Genomic DNA, 18,234 nt, shown 5'->3' with positions numbered 1-18,234 from the left:
GTGGAAGTTTTATCAATCATCTATCAAACTTCCCCTCTTCATTTGTTCGCGTTCAATTGCCTCAAACAAAGCTCGAAAATTCCCCGCCCCAAAACCTCCAGCTTGCACCTGTTTGCCGTTAACTAAACTAACTCGGCGCTCAATAATCTCGAAAAAGAAAGTCGGTTCTGCAAAAATTGGCTGGGTAAATATTTGCAGCAGCATCGCTGCGGGAGTATCTTCTTGCCAATCTGCCAAAACTTGACAAGCTGCAATTGCTTGCCAATCTGCGGGCAAATAGTTTTGCCGCTGCTGCAATTCGGAGTAGTATGTTGGAGGAACCGGCAGAAAAGGCAAACCGCACGATCGCAAATCGGCAACAACCCCCACAATATTATTAGTTTGCAAAGCCATGTGCTGAATACCCGGCCCCCGATTTGCACTCAAAAACTCTTGAATTTGAGAATTAGCTGATGCCGGTTCATTAATCGGGAATTGCACCCCACCTTCAGCCTGCACCATAACTTGGCTCCGCAAAGCCGATTTCTCCGTCTGAATGTCAAAATTTTGCTGCGGTTGAAAACCTAATATTTTTTGATACCAACTAACAGCACTTGATAAATCCCCTGATTCAACATTTAACACTACGTGGTCAATCCGGGTAAACAACGGCAGCTTATCCGAAGCCGATAGCAGTGAATGGCAGCCAATTCGCTCCACGAGCGTATGGCTTAAATCTCCCCAGCCCGCAATTTTTGCTCGCTTAAAATAGCCTCCTGCGTTTAGGTCTTCTTGAATCGGTTCCAGGATTTTAGCGCCTGCCGCAGCCGCTCTAGCTACCGCTAATTCGATATTTTTTACCCGAAAACCCACATCGGCAATCCCTGGAGGATGAAACTTCAACCAACTAGCAGCGGGACTAGCGGGTGTCAGGGGCGAAGATAAAACAAAACATACATTGCCGCTGCTGACAACTTCAGTTTGAGTGTGGCTGTTGGCATAACCTGCAGTTGATTGAAAGCCTAAGCGGCTGACAAACCAGTCGCGGGATATTTTAGCATTTTCAACGTAGAAGTGAATGCGATCGAACTCCATAATCAATAATTGAAAATGGAAACTGAAAAATGGAAAATCTGCTGATTTTCAAGGCGAAATTGCAAGGGAGGGACTGAGTAATGGATATTTTTCATATTTTTTATTGCGCGCCCACTTAATAATAACCTAAAGATTGAATATCCTAGCTCCCTCTGAAGGCAGAAATAAGTCAGCACTTAAAAGAAACCCGATGTCTGCGATAACTTAGCTTTGACCGCTAGACCTTCGCCAATAGGACGATAGCAATCCTTCCAGGAGTCGTAAACTTTTTACCCCACCCCAACCCTCCCCTTATCAAGGGGAGGAAGTAAGAAATTCACAAATTATTTAGGATTGCTATAAGGCAAAAAAATGGTTTGACGTGCTACTGATAAGGGTAAGGTGCGCGAACCCGTGCACCCTACATAATTAAGTGCGGTACAAGTTCTCAACCCTAAAAATATCATAATTTTTATTGCCTTTAGCTTCCGCTGGGTTCTGCCTTCAAATCACTCCTCAATCGCTAAAAGAACAAATGACTTTCCGGCTGAATATTAATCTCCATCGGCACAGCTTGCGGGTCAGCCGAAAGAGCAAACATAATCGCATTTGCAGCAGTTTCGGTACTCAGCATTTTTGACCTGTCTACCTTCAAACTCACATTATCCCAAAACGGAGAATCCACCCCGCCAAAATAGAATAGCGTAAACTTAATGCCGTAGCGTCGCAGCTCATCTGCCATGCACTTGCTGAAACCAACTACCCCAAACTTTGAAGCGCAATAAGCCGTTCCCATCGCCATCGAATGCTTGCCCAAAATCCCGATGACATTGCAAATGTGGCCGGATTTGCGCTCTTTCATCACATTCGCGGCTGCTTGAGACGTATAAAAACTGCCTTTTAAGTTCAAGTCAAGCATTGCATCTAAATCAGCGGGTTCTAACTTGTTCCACTGCTTGAGAATTCCGGCACCAGCGGCGTTTATGAGGGCATCAATTTGTCCGAAATGCCCCGCCGCTTTTTGCATCAGCGTCTCGACTTGCGACAAATCAGTGATATCTGTGGGCACGCACAGTACCTCTGTTGTTGAAAGTTCGCTAGCTAAAGCGTCTAACTTACTGCTGTCTCTGGCGGCGAGCACTAGCCTCGCACCCGCCTCAGCGAGTTTGCGGGCCACTGCTGAACCGATGCCGCCAGTCGCACCCACCACAACCACAACTTTGTCCTGCATATCCCTTTACATTTCTTTACGTCCAGATTGTATGATAACTCAAGTTGCTTGTAATGGGAGATGTTGCACCATTCTCAATAAGCTTTGTATGATATCAAATCCGGTAGCATCGTCCTGTATTCATCTCTGTATTCTCTCCCTCTGCGTTCTCTGCGCCCTCTGCGGTTAAATCATTCCGATGCAACCGGAAACGATATGAACAGGCTTTTCGGCCTGTTCCAGAAGAAAATTCACTCTTTGTGGAACAGGCCGGACAGCCTGTTCCTGAGAATGGTGCAAGATGTGAGTTGTAATGGGACGTTTACATAGGGGTTCTCAGGAAAGTAAGGTACTCTTCCTGTTTGGCCAATGCCCTGTTTGGTCAATGCCCAAGAACACCTCATGTTACTGAGAAAGGCTATATATTTTAATTTTTAATTAATTGAGGGAAACTTGCCAGCCTTTTTCGGCTTTTTTTAGCTGGAGAGAAGCGCAGGATTGCAAAAATTTAGTAAATTTCCTACCGAGATTAAAATCTTTAATTATTTGGGTAATTTGTTTGCCGTATTGTCGGTGAAATTCACTGCCAACATTTGAGAGAAATACAGAATTTTCAGGAGAGTTGTCGGTTAAGTCGCCAACGATTTTGACAAGGGCTCTTTCCAAGTCTTCGAGAGAATTAATATCGGTCAAACTTGCAGGTGCTGCCTGGTGGTTATTCAGAATTTCTTGGTTAAGTATTGGCGGTGGGGGCGACAGTTTGACTTCAAAAAGAGTGACATAAGTTTGAGAAGTTTCTGAGGGTTTGTGGAGGACAAAATCGGTGGGATATTTGAGAAAGATATCCCTGGTTTTAGTGCCGAGCAAATGATGGGCAACAACTTGATTGAGGACTAAGCCGTAATTTTCCTTAAATAAAGCTGAAACAGTAGAAAGTTTTATCCACTGAGTTGAGGTGCGTTTTTGCTCTTTTTTGATTAATTCTTTTAGTTGAATAACTAATTGTTCGAGGGGTGTAATTTCCGGTAGAGTTACGAGAGAATGGGTTTCCACTTGTCCGGTTTTGCTGTTTAAAACTATGATTTTATCTATTTGTTTGCGGACTTGAAATACGGTTAGTCCGTGGGCTTGCAGTGTGTTGCTGAGGTGAGTGAGGGCGCGATCGGACGAACAGACAAAAATCTCTTTGGCTGTGGGATAATGTACGAAAATCGATGCGCCGACTGTAGCCATTTTTAAGTCGGCGCTGTCTTTGCCGGGGGGGACGTGAATGAGTTGATAGCCACGCTGGTGAAATTCGGCATCTTTTTTGCCCATGCTGCGCCAGTTGGCAAAGGCAACTTTGATTTGGATGGGATAGTGGCAAATTCCTTCTAGGAATTTTTCGGTTTCGATGGTGAGTTGCAAGTTTTCGACATCTAGCAGCAAGATAGCAATGCCGACAGGAAGCGGGGCTGGTTGTTTGGCTGTTGGAGTTGGAGGTTCTGACGAAACTGAGTTTTCTGATTTAGCTGGTGCTGTTGGAGATTGGACTAGCTGCTGAATTTTGGCACATAATTTGCTGAATTGAGGTGAATTAACGAATTCTGGAATCAGCAGAATTTGTAGGTATTTTTTCGCAGTCAGCAGCAGGGAATCTGTATCGCTGGCTACTGTGAAACTTTTTGTCAATTTTCCAATCAAAACTGACTGAAAATCAGGTTTGGCCCAGGGGGTTTTTCTGTATTTTTCAGCTATCCATTCGGGATGCTGTTGCTGAATGGTAATTAGGGTTTGAGCTATATAGCGACTGATGGCGCTCAATGCGAGAGATTCTTGAGTCGCAAGCTCGGAAGTTCGATCGGGCATGGCCCTCTACAATGCGGGATGCTGTTTCAATTTATCACACTTCTAGTTTCTCGCCGGGATTCGGACGATCGCCCGCCAAATTAAACCGGCGACAATTAATGCCAATCCTGTCAGCCAAATTTGCCTCTCCACCCAGAAAGCCAGAAACAGACAATTCGCCAAACCAACCCAAGCCAACCACTGCGGATAAAGCCTTTCGGCGGGGGAAAGTTGCAGCGCGGCGAGGTTGGTGATAGCGTAATATATCAAAACGCTAAAAGCGCTAAATGACCAAGTGGTTTTGACATCGCCGACGAGGATTAAAAGTGCGATCGTAACTTCCACAACCACCACAGCCACGTAGGGAGTTGTCCCCGAAGGATTCAGCCTGGCCAAGACTCTCGGCATATCCAAGCGTCGCCCCATCGCCAGCCAGATGCGCGACAGCCCTAAAATTAAGTTCAGCAAGACTCCCAACATAGCGGTAATTGCGCCGACGGCTAGCAGTTGAGAAACTCCTGGAATTCGGAAACTCCGGGCGATGACTTCCAAAGGTGCAGTCGTGCCGCCTGTTTGTAACGACAATTTATCGGTTCCCCCCGCGCCCGCGACAACTACTGCTACCCCCACGTAAAGCAGCATTGTCAGCACCAAAGTGAAAATTATGGCTTTGGGAATGGTTTCCCTCGGTTCCCGCACTTCCTCGCTCATTGTGGTGATGCGGGCGTAACCGCTATAAGCGACAAACATCAGGGCGGTGGCCTGGAAGATGGAGCCGATCGAGCTATGATTCTGTACGGTGGCCATTTCCCACCTTACCTCTGGCAAACCGACAGCAACAAACACCGCTAAGGATAGAAGTGTAACTGAGACTATGGCAGTATTGGCAATATTCGATCGCCTAATTCCCGTTAATACAATTAAAGTGATGGTGGCGAGGGCGACTAAAGCTGTTAGGATCAGGTAAGTGCGATCGGCTACACCAACTGCATTTAAAAAATACCCCGCAAAACCCAAAGCAGCAGTAGCCCCAGAAGCCGTTTTCGCCAACAAAAACATCCAGCCGGCAGTGAAACCCAGCCAAGGATTGAGATATTTGTAGCCATATTCATAAGTACCACCGCTAACAGGATGATTTGCCGCTAATTGAGCGCTGTTAAGGCCATTGCAAACAGCAACAAAAGCTGCAATACCTACAGCCAAAATCACTCCCGGCCCAGCAACTTCCGCCGCAATGCCGATACTCACAAATACTCCCGTGCCAAGAATCGAACCCAGCCCCATGAGAGTTGCGCCGAAAACACCTAACTCTCGCTTAAGAAGTGGTGAAGACATAAATATAGCAGGCAAAATGCCAGCTTCACAAAAATGTTGATCGGTTGTGGAACAGGCCGGAAAGCCTGTTCTGAAGACATAACTATAGCAGGCAACCTGCCAGCTCCACAAAAATATTTTTCTGTTGTGGAACAGGCCGGAAAGCCTGTTCTGAAAGAGGTTCAAGGTGTAAGTATTAACCAAAACGACCTTGAATGTAATCTCTCGTACTCGAATTGTCCGCAGAAGTAAAAATCTTACTTGTCGGCCCAAATTCAACCATGCTGCCGATGCGACTTTCATCAGTATTAAAAAATGCCGTGTAATCAGAAACGCGAGCAGCCTGCTGCATATTGTGCGTCACAATCACAACAGTTAACTGCTGCCGCAGAGTCTGAAATAACTCCTCAATCTTCATCGTTGAAATCGGATCAAGAGCAGAACAAGGTTCATCCATCAGCAAAATTTTCGGCTTCACAGCCAAAGCGCGAGCAATACAAAGTCGCTGCTGCTGTCCCCCCGAAATCCCTTGAGCAGATTTCTTCAAATCGTCTTTGACTTCATTCCAAAGCGCCGCACTTTTGAGTGCCGATTCCACAATTTCATCTAATTCTGCTTTGCTTTTGCGACCAAAAATTTTCACCCCGTAAGCAATATTATCGTAGATGCTCAGTGGAAAAGGATTTGGTCTTTGAAACACCATGCCAATTTGGCGGCGCAAACTATTAATGTTTACTTTTGGGCTGTAAATATCCTGTCCAAAAAACTCTACTCTTCCTTTAATTTTAACTTTTCCCTCCAATTCACCAATCCGGTTGAGAGCTTTGAGAAAGGTAGATTTGCCGCAACCTGAAGGCCCAATAATCGCCGTAATTTGCGGATGAGGGATATTCATCGATAAATTTTCTAAGACTTTGTGAGTTCCGTAATAAAAACTCAAGTCCTGAACCCGCAGTGCTGGCATTGCATTGGGGTCTATTTCCGGCGTAGCATCTTCTAGGAATTTATCTGTATGCTTTTCGGATTTCAAGTTAGCTTTAGGTTTCATTATTGGCCTGGTTATATTGTTAATATTTGACTGAGAGATAGACGGGATTTATTGATTTATCGGTTTTGCAAGCGTTTCCGAGTTACTGTACGGGATGCGACGCTAGCAATTAAAACCATGCCCAAAAGCACAGAGGCAGCAGTCCACGCCAATTCGTTCTGCTCCTTGTAAGGAGAGCTGGCGTAGCTATATATTAATACCGACATAGAAGGAGTCGGAGTCAGCAGTGTATCGGGAATTTCTTTGAGTTTTGAGATAGTTTCTGCACCTATGGGAGACTGCATTATCTCGCCCAATTTATCAACTAAAGGAGGCCAAAATTGACTCGACAACGCCGTTACAATCAACGGTGCGGTTTCGCCTGCTGCCCGGGAAGCAGCGAGTAAAATACCTGTGGTAATAGTTGGAAGTGCTGAGGGTATGATAATGCGAAACATAGTTTGAAAGCGTCCGCCTCCCAAACCAGCAGAAGCGAGGCGGTAAGAAGTAGGCACTAATTTTAATGCTTGTTCTGTTGTCAGAGCAACCACTGGAAGCATGATGATGCCAAGGGCAAAACCGCCTGCTAATGATGAAAATGCTTTGGTGGTAACGACAATTAGGGCGTAGGCAAAGACGCCAACTACGATCGAGGGAACGCTGCTGAGAATGACGGTGATAAAGCGAATACTATTGGTAATCGCTTTGTTTTCTCTACCAAACTCCGACAAAAATATTCCCGTCATTACGCCTATGGGTACGCTGATTAATGTAGCAATTCCTACCATTAAAGCAGTGCCGAGAATCGCATTTGCAAAGCCGTTTGGCTGGTCTTCTACTCCGACGGGTGCTGGTAGAGATACTAGCACTTCCCAGCTCAAATGTGTCAGTCCTTCCCCCAGGATTTTGTATAAAATAGCAAACAAAGGGAGCAGAGCCAGAGCTGTCAGAGCGAAAGCGATAACTGTCATTCCCCTGCTAAAAAAAGTTCGGCTTAGGGACAGGGGCTTGTTGATTTCTGCATCCAGAATACTGTCTAATTTTTGTGCTTGAGCCATTGGATTTTAGATTTGAGATTTTAGATTGAACCAGCGGATAAATCCGGCGGCGCGGCTTGTGACCAAATTGCTTTCGATGATGTTAAGTTTTAGCTTTCTTGGCCCCAATTAGCTGAACTAACAATACTGCGATCGCATTTACCAACAAAGTGATCACAAATAAAATTAACGCTAAATACATCAAAGCGCCGGTGTGCAGCGGTTCGACAGCTTCCCGAAATTGACTTGCCAAAACAGCAGGAATTGAGTAGCTGGGAGCGAGCACGGATGGGTTAATTTGAATCGAGTTGCCAATTACCATTGTGACTGCCATTGTTTCGCCTAAAGCGCGTCCCAAGGCTAATATGGTGGCGCCGATAATCCCCGAACTAGCTGCTGGTAATAACAGCTTGAATATTGTTTCCCAGCGGGTGGCACCGAGGGACATGGAAGCACTTCGCAAATCTACTGGAACCGACAGCAAGACATCGCGGCTGATGGCGGCTACTGTGGGCAAAATCATAATTGATAACAGTATTCCGGCCGGCAGCATTCCGGGGCCTAAAGGTTCACTGCTGAACAGGGGAAACCAACTGAAATTATCGAACAATGACTGCTGTAATGGCAACAAAAAGGGAATCAAAACAAAGATTCCCCACAGCCCAACTATCACGCTGGGAATGGCCGAGATTAATTCAACCATGAATCCCAAGGGCGATCGCACCCAAACGGGTAAGAAGTTCTCGCTCGTCACTATAGCTACTGACAGCCCTAAAGGAAGTGCGATGATTATGCCGATCGCAGAACTAATTACAGTACCGTAAATAAACGGCAAAGCCCCAAATTGCAACTCGCCGATATCCCACTTGGGATTCCACAAGAAGGAGAGTCCAAATTTGCTAATAGCAGGCCAAGCATCTTTAAAAATTACCGCACTCATCAAAAACAACGTACCCGCTGTCGCTAGGGCAAAACCCCATACAAATAGTGTAAATCCTGACTCCATCCATATACCTTCACCAGCAGTATCTGTCAAATCTACTTCTGTGTTTATTTCTGTCGGTTTCCGAGTTGATATTTTCGGTTTTTTGGAAAAATTGGTCATAGCCGAGTTATTGCGTAAAAAGCGAAATATTCGATCGAAAGACAAGCTTGTAGGGTACGCATTTATCCTGCTATCCGGCAGCAGGATGATCTCGTATTCCCATAGTCCGGCGGGGGTTTAAACCCCCGCATCAAAGCGAAAGTCCTCTCAAGAGGACTGTTGGAATTCCCCAAAATAAATCTGGGTAAAAACCCACTTTATGGATAGTCTATTATTACCAGCTCTCCTTCGCGAGGACTTGAGGACTTTCGGTATAAGGTAGAGATTAAATCTCTGCCGAACTTGTTACATCAGTCATTATTCCTAGTCCTCATAGCGAGGACTTTCGCTATGAGGCAGGGATTTAAATCCCTGCCGGACTGCGGGAAAAGCGCAAATTTATTGGCACTCATACATCAGGAATATTGCTATACAAAATATGAGTGCTGAGCCATACATTTAACTCAAACTTCATAACTCTGAAAAGCCGGAATTAACCTCTGGCAACCACAGTCTGATTAACTGTTTGAACCACCTTTTGAGCTGTAGCTGAAGGAATCTGAGTAAACTCTAGCTGTTTGTTGATACCTTGACCTGTAGTCATCACCCAATTAACCATCTTTTTAATAGCCTCTGCTTTGGCCGCAGGATACTGTTTGTAGATTAACAGCCAAGTCAAACCAACAATCGGATAACCATCGTTAGGGTTGCCTTCTACTAAGCGGAAGTCTGCGGGGAATGTTTCCCCTGCTAAAGCTTTCTCTGCTTCAGCCAAGCTAGGCTCTACAAACCGGCCAGCTTTATTTTGAATAAATGCTGTTTGGAGATTGTTTTGCCGAGCAAACGTATCTTGAACGTAGCCGATCGCACCCGCTGTATTCTTCACCAAAGCAGCTACGCCGGGGTTTCCTGGACCACTGACAGGGCTTCCTGGCCAACTCGGCTGAGCGGCAGCTTTGATGGTGCTACCAGTTGCCTGCAAGTGGTTAGCAAAAATAAAGGTTGTACCGCTGCTATCTGCGCGTACAGCTACTCGAATGGGAGTATTTGGCAAGTTTTTAGCTTGTCCAGAAATTCCGGCTATTTTCGCATCATTCCAGCGAGTAATCTTGCCTTCAAAGATGCCGTTCATGGCATCCTTATTTAGCCTCAGATTGGTCACTCCGGGCAAGTTGTAAACAACTGCAACAGCACCGCCAGCAGTCGGAACAGCTATTACACCCCGCTTTACTTCGGCTATTTGTGCAGCAGTCATCAGCGCGTCGCTGCCTGCGAAATCAACAGTCCCTGTAATTAATGCTTTGATGCCAGCACCGCTACCAGTTCCTTGGTAGTTTACAGTAATTTGATTTGCACTTCTCATTTGAGAGAAGTAGCGATCGTAAAGAGGTTTGGGGAAAGTTGCTCCCGAACCATTTAGTGTTACAGCAGCTACAGCAGAACTAATCAAAGTCAGCGAAAATGCTGCTGCTGCTAGTGTCACTATAAAACTACGTCGCCAACGTCCTGTGAAAAAATTCATACTCCTCTCCCTTAATAGCCGACTTTGCAAATCTACGACCTAGGATAGACTGAAATCCGCAACGAAAGGGATCTAAAAGAATAAGGTTGTTTTAAATTTTGGTTAAAAATAGATTAAATAATAAAAGAATAAGCTTGTCTTAAATTTTGGTTAATAATAGATTAAATTTTTCGACCGAAACTTGGAAACCTGATTTCTTAAATACATCAGGGAGCTGACTGTGCGATCGCCACTTCATAAATTTTACCGTTTTTCTTAACTTTAAATATTTTACATGACTGCAAAAAATCGGCAAATTTGGTGTCCAAATCCAGCGATTTCAGCTTTTTAGTAATTGGTTGACCGTATTGCTTTTTAAATTCGCCGGCTACCTGGGGAATCGGAATGTAACTACCTGGAGATTCAGCAGTTAATGCCAGTACAATTTTTGCTACCGATGCTTCGAGGGCGGCAGATAATTCAATTTTTGAATCAGAGGGTTTTTGAACGAGTCCCACTTGATGTTCGGTACCGATTAATATTATTTTAAAAGTAGCTGATTGCGACTGCAAAAATTTGATTAAACTAGAAGTATTACCCAAATTTTTTTTTACAACTAAATCAGCATGAGAGTGATATTTAGCAAAAAAAACTTTCTTAATTCTTGTTACAGGAATAGCATCCTCTTTCAACTCATTTTTTGCAGAGTCAATTATTTCTACAAGTATAGTTTTTAAAACATCCAGCGACTCAATAGCATTTGAATTGACAGCAGGTATTATTTCTGGCAAATTTTGCTCTGCAATATTTGGAGGAACAGCAACGGTCGCCAAAGATGGTTCAAGCACCGGGGTAACTTCCTTTTGTGCTGACTGCGACAGTGCTGCTGCAGGGGAAGTTGTAGAATTGAACGCAACATTACGGCGCTCTTGAAAAAGCTCAGCCACACTAGAAAAACGAGCGATTCGCTCATCAATAGATTTGTGTTCAGCCTTCAACAACTCTGCAACTTGATTAGCCAATTCTTCAAAACTAGGGATTTCCTCTTCCCTTTCGCAAGAATAGTGCTTGCTCTCACCATTCTGACAGTTTTCTACAGACAAAACCGAATTTTGCCGACGCACCCGAAACACAGTCACTCCCTGATTTTGCAACTGATTGCAAAGATGATTTAACAAACCATCCGAAGAACAGACAAAAACTTGTCGCACATCCCGATATCGATATAAAATAGCAGCGCCAAAAGCAATCATCTTACCATCAGCACTATTCGCACCGCCCGGAACGTGAATCAGTTCGTAACCGCGATCGTAAAGTTCAGCATCCAACTTCCCCGTACTCGGATTTTTCCAGTTAGCAAAAGCAATTTTAACTTGCAGGGGATAGTCGCACAAACCCGCTAAAAATTGTTCTGTATTAAGCTTAAGTTTTAGATTTTCGGCATCTAACAGCAAAATCGCAATCCCGCCTGACTCTGTGGTGGTTGCAGACTCGATTCCTTGCGGGATAGCTTCGCTTAACCGTGTTTCCGTGCATTGGCGACTTAAAGACTGCAGACTGGGCGGCTCAAAAAATTGTTTGCGGCAAGCTTTGCAAAGATACCGCTGGCGACCGTTGGGACGGCCGTTTTTACGAACTTCGTCAGATTCGCATCTTGGACATTTCATGTAACCCATTATGCAGCCTACTCCCGAACCGAACAAGGCATTACCTATCTTCTTCTTTGTCTTCCTACCCTACCCTTCACCGAACCCCTGCGGGGAACGGGAACGGCTTCGCCGAACGCGCCCTTGGCGTCTTCGCGGTTCGTTAAATAGATATTCTTTAAGCGGTTCAGGAGTAAATTGTGGCAGTCGATCGGCTCATAATAACAAAAGAACGTTAACAATTCTTAAAAAAAATGGCTAGAGACTTGCGGGGATTCCTAAAACTACTCGAAGAACGGGGACAACTGCGCCGGATTAGCGCTTTAGTCGATTCCGACCTCGAAATTGCCGAAATTTCCAACCAAATGCTGCAAAAAGGCGGCCCTGGACTGCTGTTTGAAAACGTCAAAGGGGCCGAATTCCCCGTCGCCATTAACCTCTTGGGTACGGAAGAGCGTGTTTGCTGGGCGATGAACATGGAAAAGCCGATCGAACTAGAAGAGCTCGGCAAAAAACTGGGAATGCTGCAACAGCCAAAACCGCCGAAAAAGATTTCCCAAGCGATAGAATTCGGCAAAGTGCTGTTCGACGTAGTGAAAGCCAAACCGGGCCGAGACTTTTTCCCCGCTTGTCAGCAAGTGGTATTTGAGGGAGAAGGGCTGGATTTGAACAAAATCCCGATGATTCGCCCTTATCCGGGAGATGCGGGCAAAATTATCACCCTGGGTTTGGTAATTACCAAAGATTGCGAAACGGGTACGCCGAATGTGGGGGTTTATCGATTGCAGTTGCAGTCAAAAAACACGATGACTGTACACTGGTTATCGGTGCGGGGGGGCGCGCGACACTTGCGGAAAGCGGCGCAGGCTGGTAAAAAATTGGAAGTTGCGATCGCCCTGGGAGTCGATCCCCTGATTATTCTCGCCGCAGCAACGCCAATTCCTGTAGATTTATCCGAATGGTTATTTGCGGGACTTTACGGCGGTTCCGGCGTGCAATTGGCGAAGTGCAAAACCGTAGATTTGGAAGTACCGGCGGACTCGGAAATTGTGTTAGAAGGAACGATTACGCCGGGGGAAGTTCTGCCCGACGGGCCCTTCGGCGATCACATGGGTTATTACGGCGGCGTGGAAGATTCGCCGTTGGTGCGGTTCCACTGCATGACGCACCGCAAAGACCCGATTTATCTGACGACATTTAGCGGGCGGCCGCCGAAAGAAGAAGCCATGATGGCGATCGCGCTTAACCGTATTTATACGCCTATTTTGCGGCAGCAAGTATCGGAAATTGTCGATTTCTTCTTACCGATGGAAGCGCTGAGTTATAAGGCGGCAATTATCTCGATTGATAAAGCATATCCCGGTCAAGCGCGCAGGGCTGCTTTAGCATTTTGGAGTGCATTACCGCAGTTTACTTACACTAAGTTTGTGATTGTTGTCGATAAAAGTATCAACATTCGCGACCCGCGTCAAGTAGTTTGGGCAATTAGTTCTAAAGTCGATCCGGTTCGGGATGTATTTATTCTGCCGAATACGCCTTTTGATACGTTAGATTTTGCCAGTGAAAAGATTGGTTTGGGAGGCAGAATGGGGATTGATGCTACTACGAAGATGCCGCCGGAAACAGATCACGAATGGGGGGAAGTTTTGGAGTCCGATCCCGATGTGGCGGCGATGGTAGAAAGGCGTTGGGCCGAGTATGGTTTGGCTGATTTGAATTTGGGAGAAGTCGATCCGAATTTGTTTGGATATGAGATGAAATAAGAGAAGGAACCGTAAAGGCGCAGAGGAGAAGGGGAGAGCGATAATTTCTCCCTTTTTTTCGTAATTTTGATAAACTTAGAGTAACGTTCAGTCACTTCTGAGATTTTTAGTATGTTGGAATGGTTGCTCAGGCTTAAAAATGCAAAATGAAAAATTAAAGATGGAGGATAGACCATGACATCACAACTTCAACAAGCCATCAATCTGGCTCAGTCACTTTCATTCACAGAGCAGTTTGAACTCCTAAAAACACTATCCACAATCATTCAACAAACCCATTCTCTAGAAAACCCAATCACGCCCGAAGCAGACACAGATTTTTCATCAGAAAGCTTTCGCACATCCTGGCGCCAAGCTGTAACCGGACAAACTCTACCCCTTTCTGAACTTTGGGAGGGCCTCGAACAAATATCTTGCATTTGTTGCGACATTCCGGCAGGGGTTTAAACCCCTGCCTCAAAGCGAAAGTCCACGCTTTGTGGACTGAAGAAATGATTGATTCAAAATTTAAAAAAAAAGGATTGAAGCGGAGATCGATCGCCTTTTCAGTCGTCTTTAGACGACTTGAGCTTTGAGGCGGGGGTTTCAACCCCCGACGGACTGTTGGAAGAAGTGCAAAAACTAAATCACAAATCAGTTTACCGTTCCAAAACCTCAACCAAGTCTTCCACCATCAAATCGAAGACAGCAGCAAGTTTCTGCAAAGCCGTGTAGTCCACCGTTGCCATTTTAGGAGCTTGGGCGTATTTTTTAACCGTGCTGTAGGGAATTCCCGTTCTGTCAGAGACTTCTTTCAGCGTCCAACCCTTTTCCTGGGCTAGTTCTCGAACTCGCAACCGAATTAACCCCATCTTCTCGCTGACAAATCAGTTTACTGTTCCAAAATCTCAACTAAATCTTCTATCGCAATATCAAACACGCGAGCCATTTTGTTTAAAGCTGTGTAATCTACCGTTGCCAGCTTGGGAGAATGGGCATAGCTTCTAACCGTACTGTAAGGAATGCCCGATCGCTCAGAAACTTCTTTAAGCGTCCAACCCTTCTCTTCAGCTAGTTCTCGAACCCGCAACCGAATTAGACCCATCTTGCACTTGACAGTCGATACGAACGTATCATAAGATTAATATTATCAAATTAGCGATCGCCCTCGGACCTGAGAAATCTAGAGCGATCGCCTTTCATTCACCACCCACAAAAGTGGGAAGGATTTTCCTATGATACCAAAACAACCGCCATATCGCGATCGACTTGTGCCTTGGTGCATAATTCGCCACCTCCCCAACTGTCAGCGGTTAACAGTCGCCCGTTTCGCCCGCCGCCCCGATGCCGAATCTTACCTAAATGCACTGCGCCACTTAATGCCCGCAGTCCCGCATACAATTGTTTTCGTAAATGCCCTGTCTGTCTTAGATGAAAACAGCGTTCCAATTCCGATGCAATTGTCGATCGAAGTTTAAGCGTTGAAAAGTGTGAACAACAGGTAAGATGCCGGTTCCACAAACATTAAAATATGGGGTGGGGTGGGCCGGAGATCCCGCCCAAGAAACAGGCAAGATGCCTGTTCCACAAATATTCAACTAAACTGTAAATAGACTTAAGTCAAGGAGTCACATCAATGCCATCTCCCTTTCCCGGTATGGACCCGTATTTAGAGCATCCCGAACTCTGGCCCGCCCTACATCACTTGTTAATTAGTGAAATTTTTAGATTTTTGTCTCCCCAACTTCGTCCTAAGTATTTAGTCTCCTTGGAAGTGAGAATCTATGAAACCGCTGACGACAATTTATCAATTGGCATTCCTGATGTAAACGTAATTCAGCCAAGAACCACAACCGAACTAATCACATCAAACGTAGCCGTAGCAGCGCCACCAACCCAACCCTTGACAGTAAATATTCCCATGCCCTACCAGGTTAGGGAAGGCTATTTAGAAATTAGAGAAAGAGGAAACCAAGAACTAATCACCCTGATTGAAATCCTCTCGCCTAGCAATAAGCGCACAGGAAAAGGACGACAAATGTACGAAGAAAAGCGAGAAGAAATTTTAGGTAGCCGCACTCATTTAATTGAAATAGATTTATTGCGGCGCGGTCAAAAAATGCCAGTTATTGGCAATGACATTGAAAGCCACTATAGCGTTTTGGTGTGTCGGGGAAATCGCCGTCCCAGAGCAGATTTGTACGCTTTTAACGTGCAGAACCCGCTGCCTGCCTTTCCTTTGCCACTGCGATCGGGCGATACCGAACCTATAATCAATTTGCAGGAATTATTCACTCAAATTTACGACATAGCAAGTTACGACCTCAAGATAGATTATCGCAACTGGGAAGTCATACCACCGCTGTCAGAGGCCGATACAATTTGGGCAGATGCTTGGTTGCGCGATCGAGGATTGCGAGATTAAATTGGTATCAAGCTGGCACGCTGCTACCTGATCTTGAAGCTCTTCACCTTCTAATGCTTCATGGCTACTCACTGACACGATCAATCTTCATCAGATTGTGAGAATAGAACCCGTAAATCCCGATAACCGCTGACGACTCGCAAAACTTCAATACCTTCCTCAATAGCACGATAGAAAATTAGGTAATCATCGATCGGGAAACTTCGCACCTTGGGAGCGAACTCATCCCGCTTCCGTCCCATACTAGGAAAGCTTGCCAACCTCTTGCACCGATCGTTAATTCTATTGAGCAACCGTTCCGCAGCATCAAAGCTGCTGTTATCAGCCACATAGTCAATGATGGCTTCGATATCTCGACTGGCGGGAACTGTGAACCTGCAAACATGGCTCATTGACCTACCTGAGCTTGCTGCTGCCGTAGTTTGTCGCGCAACCTTTGAAACATCACGTCAGCATCGATGACATCTCCTCGATCCGCCGCCTCAATTCCGATCTGCACTTCTTGCTGGAGTTCCTTAAACCGCCCTTTATAGATATGCTCCCACTCATCCGAATCCAAAAACTCGATGAACGCTAATACCTCTTGTTGCTTTTCAGGTGGCAATACCCGCACCTTATCGATGATGGCTTCTTCAACGGTCATTTTTTTGCTCCTAGCGACTCTTTGACTTCTACAGCTATTTTACGTCCGCTACTTAAGGGCTAAACATCTTGGCTTTGCATCAACCGCTGCTTCAAACGGGCCGGATCTCCCCGATCGACAACTTGGCCCTTTTCCAACAAAAAAGCCCCATCACAATAATTCAACTCATCCAAACGGTGAGTCACCCACAAAGCCGTAATCCCGCGATTTTTCACCAACCGCTGCACCGCCGCCACCAAATCCAACTGAGAATCAGGATCTAACAAAGCCGTCGGTTCATCCAACAGCAAAATTTCGCAGTGACGGGCGATCGCCCCAGCCAGAGCAATTCGCTGCTTCTGGCCCCCACTCAAAGCATAAATCGGCCGCCGCTGCAAATCCAGCAAATTCACAGCCTCCAAAGCCTCCGCCACCCTCTCCCGCACCTGAACGTTAGAAAGCTTTTCCTCCACCAAACCAAAAGCCACATCCGCACCCACCGTCGGCATCACCAATTGGTGATCGGGGTTTTGGAACACAAAACCCACCCGCCCACCCAGGTCAATTTCTCCCGACTGGGGGTGCAGCAGCCCAGCCATCAGCCTCAACAGCGTAGACTTGCCGCTGCCGTTAGTGCCCAAAAGCATCCAAAACTCGCCCTTGGGTACATCCAGAGAGCAACCTTGCAACACTCGATCGCCCGACGGCCAGCAAAAACCCAAATCCCGCACAGTAACGGCTGACTGGCTCATATCGGCACCAACACCCCCAGCCCTCATTCTGCTCCCATCGAGACAAAGCCAGGGGATCTGCCTGTAGATGACGCCCCCGATTTCTGAGAAACCACCACCCCAGAAATCTCGCTGCTGAGTACAGCCACCTTTTTCTCAGGATTTTTCTCGCAGGTGAGTTCCAAAATTTGCGGTTGGGAGTTGCGAATCGCCGCCAGTACCTGCTGGTAAACAGTCTCAGCGTCCTCCTCCAACTTCCGCTGCACCGACAGCGAGACGGGCGTATTCTTCACAATGATGTCAATGCTGAACATATAGTCTTAAAAACCTAAGTTTGGAGCTCTATCCTCAGTATATATATAGGACTTACCCACGGAAACCCAGTTTCTTAGAAAAATCAGAGGTTGAGGGCGATATACCTACCAAGCCACCGGGCTTCTGACGCAAAGCGCAGAGACTCCTATATAGTAGAAGTTCCCAAATGCAGGGCAAAGACTTCGGGGACTTCGAGGGCTTCGGGGACTTTGCACAAGTCAATCGATTTTAGATTTGAGATTTTAGATTTTAGATTTGAACCATTGACCCCACGGATAAATTCGGGGGCTCCTTTATCCGATACAGGTTTTTTCTTTCTGGGTCCTGAGTCTGCTTTCGGAATGAATCACGTGGCGGGTATCCTGGATGCTTTCGGTCACAAGTCAAGAGCCAAAAGTTTTTTAAGAAAAACTTGCTCTTGTAAAGAATTACCTCTATAATCGTCAATACGGTAAAGAAAAGTAAACTCTGTTCATAATCCAACTTGTTTTCTGCTAAGCAGAGGCAACGGTGGAAGACTCATGACTAGAGACAGATCCGTTGTAATTATATCCATTTGGAGATTTGCGTAAATGACAATCGCAGTCGGACGCGCCCAGACCGAAAGAGGCATCTTTGATGTCCTCGACGACTGGCTCAAACGCGATCGCTTCGTCTTCGTAGGCTGGTCTGGCATCCTGCTATTCCCCTGCGCCTACCT

19 protein-coding genes and 2 pseudogenes are annotated in these 18,234 nt (G+C 45.9%); 5 read left to right on the top strand and 16 right to left on the bottom strand.

Going from position 1 to position 18,234, the window contains the following annotated elements; genetic code table 11:
- Positions 1-12: 12 nt before the first annotated feature.
- The 10 genes and pseudogenes from hppD to QUB24_RS28480 all read right to left on the bottom strand — a co-directional run.
- Positions 13-1,074 carry a 4-hydroxyphenylpyruvate dioxygenase gene (hppD, locus tag QUB24_RS28525; protein WP_333156978.1) on the bottom strand — a complete coding sequence of 354 codons (1,062 nt, stop codon included), beginning with the start codon at positions 1,072-1,074 and terminating at the stop codon, positions 13-15.
- Positions 1,075-1,576: 502 nt separating this feature from the next.
- Positions 1,577-2,284, bottom strand: coding sequence for an SDR family oxidoreductase (locus tag QUB24_RS28520; RefSeq protein ID WP_333156977.1), 708 nt, complete (start codon positions 2,282-2,284; stop codon positions 1,577-1,579).
- A gap of 417 nt (positions 2,285-2,701) precedes the next feature.
- A complete protein-coding gene (locus QUB24_RS28515; RefSeq protein WP_333156976.1) occupies positions 2,702-4,111 on the bottom strand; it encodes an NYN domain-containing protein in 1,410 nt (469 codons plus the stop codon).
- 42 nt (positions 4,112-4,153) lie between these two features.
- On the bottom strand, positions 4,154-5,425 hold the full coding sequence (locus QUB24_RS28510; protein ID WP_333156975.1) for an APC family permease: 1,272 nt from the start codon (positions 5,423-5,425) through the stop codon (positions 4,154-4,156).
- 175 nt (positions 5,426-5,600) lie between these two features.
- On the bottom strand, positions 5,601-6,452 hold the full coding sequence (pstB, locus tag QUB24_RS28505; RefSeq protein ID WP_333156973.1) for a phosphate ABC transporter ATP-binding protein PstB: 852 nt from the start codon (positions 6,450-6,452) through the stop codon (positions 5,601-5,603).
- Between the two features lie 56 nt (positions 6,453-6,508).
- Positions 6,509-7,489, bottom strand: a complete 981-nt coding sequence (gene pstA, locus QUB24_RS28500) for a phosphate ABC transporter permease PstA (RefSeq protein WP_333156971.1) — start codon at positions 7,487-7,489, stop codon at positions 6,509-6,511.
- A gap of 82 nt (positions 7,490-7,571) precedes the next feature.
- Entirely contained in the window at positions 7,572-8,573 is a 1,002-nt protein-coding gene (gene pstC / locus QUB24_RS28495) for a phosphate ABC transporter permease subunit PstC (protein ID WP_333156970.1), read from the bottom strand.
- 472 nt (positions 8,574-9,045) lie between these two features.
- Positions 9,046-10,074: a phosphate ABC transporter substrate-binding protein PstS gene (gene pstS / locus QUB24_RS28490; RefSeq protein WP_333156969.1), complete on the bottom strand. Its 1,029-nt coding sequence runs from the start codon at positions 10,072-10,074 to the stop codon at positions 9,046-9,048.
- A gap of 206 nt (positions 10,075-10,280) precedes the next feature.
- Positions 10,281-11,549: an NYN domain-containing protein gene (locus QUB24_RS28485; protein WP_445300444.1), complete on the bottom strand. Its 1,269-nt coding sequence runs from the start codon at positions 11,547-11,549 to the stop codon at positions 10,281-10,283.
- A 69-nt stretch (positions 11,550-11,618) separates the two neighbouring features.
- Positions 11,619-11,714, bottom strand: a pseudogene (locus tag QUB24_RS28480) (IS1/IS1595 family N-terminal zinc-binding domain-containing protein); the annotation flags it as partial.
- Between the two features lie 239 nt (positions 11,715-11,953).
- Between QUB24_RS28480 and QUB24_RS28475 the strand changes: the two are divergent.
- The gene (locus QUB24_RS28475) at positions 11,954-13,462 is read left to right on the top strand and encodes a UbiD family decarboxylase (RefSeq protein ID WP_333102256.1); all 1,509 of its coding nucleotides are present in this window, start codon (positions 11,954-11,956) and stop codon (positions 13,460-13,462) included.
- 174 nt (positions 13,463-13,636) lie between these two features.
- Positions 13,637-13,909 (top strand): hypothetical protein, encoded by a 273-nt coding sequence (locus QUB24_RS28470; protein WP_333156968.1) that lies wholly within the window; start codon positions 13,637-13,639, stop codon positions 13,907-13,909.
- Positions 13,910-14,100: 191 nt separating this feature from the next.
- Here the strand turns inward: QUB24_RS28470 and QUB24_RS28465 are convergent, their stop codons facing one another.
- Together QUB24_RS28465 and QUB24_RS28460 are read right to left on the bottom strand one after the other, a co-directional pair.
- On the bottom strand, positions 14,101-14,313 hold the full coding sequence (locus QUB24_RS28465) for a helix-turn-helix transcriptional regulator (RefSeq protein WP_333156966.1): 213 nt from the start codon (positions 14,311-14,313) through the stop codon (positions 14,101-14,103).
- A gap of 20 nt (positions 14,314-14,333) precedes the next feature.
- Positions 14,334-14,546, bottom strand: coding sequence for a helix-turn-helix transcriptional regulator (locus QUB24_RS28460; RefSeq protein ID WP_333156964.1), 213 nt, complete (start codon positions 14,544-14,546; stop codon positions 14,334-14,336).
- A gap of 130 nt (positions 14,547-14,676) precedes the next feature.
- Here QUB24_RS28460 and QUB24_RS28455 point away from each other — a divergent pair, with 130 nt between their 5' ends.
- A complete protein-coding gene (locus tag QUB24_RS28455; protein ID WP_333156963.1) occupies positions 14,677-14,919 on the top strand; it encodes a hypothetical protein in 243 nt (80 codons plus the stop codon).
- Positions 14,920-15,077: 158 nt separating this feature from the next.
- Positions 15,078-15,866: a DUF4058 family protein gene (locus QUB24_RS28450; protein ID WP_333156962.1), complete on the top strand. Its 789-nt coding sequence runs from the start codon at positions 15,078-15,080 to the stop codon at positions 15,864-15,866.
- An 80-nt stretch (positions 15,867-15,946) separates the two neighbouring features.
- On the opposite strand, the gene QUB24_RS28445 is transcribed toward QUB24_RS28450, so the two are convergent.
- The 4 genes from QUB24_RS28445 to QUB24_RS28430 are packed head-to-tail and all read right to left on the bottom strand — an operon-like array spanning position 15,947 to position 17,533.
- Complete coding sequence (locus QUB24_RS28445) at positions 15,947-16,258, bottom strand: type II toxin-antitoxin system RelE/ParE family toxin (protein WP_333156961.1); 312 nt, start codon at positions 16,256-16,258, stop codon at positions 15,947-15,949.
- Positions 16,255-16,509 carry a hypothetical protein gene (locus QUB24_RS28440; protein WP_333156960.1) on the bottom strand — a complete coding sequence of 85 codons (255 nt, stop codon included), beginning with the start codon at positions 16,507-16,509 and terminating at the stop codon, positions 16,255-16,257. The genes QUB24_RS28445 and QUB24_RS28440 overlap by 4 nt, the downstream gene beginning before the upstream one ends.
- A 59-nt stretch (positions 16,510-16,568) precedes the next feature.
- Positions 16,569-17,240, bottom strand: coding sequence for an ABC transporter ATP-binding protein (locus QUB24_RS28435; RefSeq protein ID WP_333156959.1), 672 nt, complete (start codon positions 17,238-17,240; stop codon positions 16,569-16,571).
- Between the two features lie 23 nt (positions 17,241-17,263).
- Positions 17,264-17,533, bottom strand: a complete 270-nt coding sequence (locus QUB24_RS28430; RefSeq protein ID WP_333156957.1) for a hypothetical protein — start codon at positions 17,531-17,533, stop codon at positions 17,264-17,266.
- Between the two features lie 573 nt (positions 17,534-18,106).
- On the opposite strand from QUB24_RS28430, the pseudogene QUB24_RS28425 reads away from it, so the two are divergent.
- Positions 18,107-18,234, top strand: a pseudogene (locus tag QUB24_RS28425) (photosystem II D2 protein (photosystem q(a) protein)); the annotation flags it as partial.

This window comes from Microcoleus sp. B9-D4 (assembly GCF_036705105.1).
Lineage (GTDB): Bacteria > Cyanobacteriota > Cyanobacteriia > Cyanobacteriales > Microcoleaceae > Microcoleus.
Note: the sequence above shows the minus strand (reverse complement) of the source record. Positions and strands in the feature narration are given on the sequence as shown.

Coding starts and splice junctions, on each gene's coding strand:
- hppD (WP_333156978.1), bottom strand. CDS start 1,074: ATGGAGTTCGATCGCATTCACTTCTACGTTGAAAATGCTAAAATATCC.
- QUB24_RS28520 (WP_333156977.1), bottom strand. CDS start 2,284: ATGCAGGACAAAGTTGTGGTTGTGGTGGGTGCGACTGGCGGCATCGGT.
- QUB24_RS28515 (WP_333156976.1), bottom strand. CDS start 4,111: ATGCCCGATCGAACTTCCGAGCTTGCGACTCAAGAATCTCTCGCATTG.
- QUB24_RS28510 (WP_333156975.1), bottom strand. CDS start 5,425: ATGTCTTCACCACTTCTTAAGCGAGAGTTAGGTGTTTTCGGCGCAACT.
- pstB (WP_333156973.1), bottom strand. CDS start 6,452: ATGAAACCTAAAGCTAACTTGAAATCCGAAAAGCATACAGATAAATTC.
- pstA (WP_333156971.1), bottom strand. CDS start 7,489: ATGGCTCAAGCACAAAAATTAGACAGTATTCTGGATGCAGAAATCAAC.
- pstC (WP_333156970.1), bottom strand. CDS start 8,573: ATGACCAATTTTTCCAAAAAACCGAAAATATCAACTCGGAAACCGACA.
- pstS (WP_333156969.1), bottom strand. CDS start 10,074: ATGAATTTTTTCACAGGACGTTGGCGACGTAGTTTTATAGTGACACTA.
- QUB24_RS28475 (WP_333102256.1), top strand. CDS start 11,954: ATGGCTAGAGACTTGCGGGGATTCCTAAAACTACTCGAAGAACGGGGA.
- QUB24_RS28470 (WP_333156968.1), top strand. CDS start 13,637: ATGACATCACAACTTCAACAAGCCATCAATCTGGCTCAGTCACTTTCA.
- QUB24_RS28465 (WP_333156966.1), bottom strand. CDS start 14,313: ATGGGGTTAATTCGGTTGCGAGTTCGAGAACTAGCCCAGGAAAAGGGT.
- QUB24_RS28460 (WP_333156964.1), bottom strand. CDS start 14,546: ATGGGTCTAATTCGGTTGCGGGTTCGAGAACTAGCTGAAGAGAAGGGT.
- QUB24_RS28455 (WP_333156963.1), top strand. CDS start 14,677: ATGATACCAAAACAACCGCCATATCGCGATCGACTTGTGCCTTGGTGC.
- QUB24_RS28450 (WP_333156962.1), top strand. CDS start 15,078: ATGCCATCTCCCTTTCCCGGTATGGACCCGTATTTAGAGCATCCCGAA.
- QUB24_RS28445 (WP_333156961.1), bottom strand. CDS start 16,258: ATGAGCCATGTTTGCAGGTTCACAGTTCCCGCCAGTCGAGATATCGAA.
- QUB24_RS28440 (WP_333156960.1), bottom strand. CDS start 16,509: ATGACCGTTGAAGAAGCCATCATCGATAAGGTGCGGGTATTGCCACCT.
- QUB24_RS28435 (WP_333156959.1), bottom strand. CDS start 17,240: ATGAGCCAGTCAGCCGTTACTGTGCGGGATTTGGGTTTTTGCTGGCCG.
- QUB24_RS28430 (WP_333156957.1), bottom strand. CDS start 17,533: ATGTTCAGCATTGACATCATTGTGAAGAATACGCCCGTCTCGCTGTCG.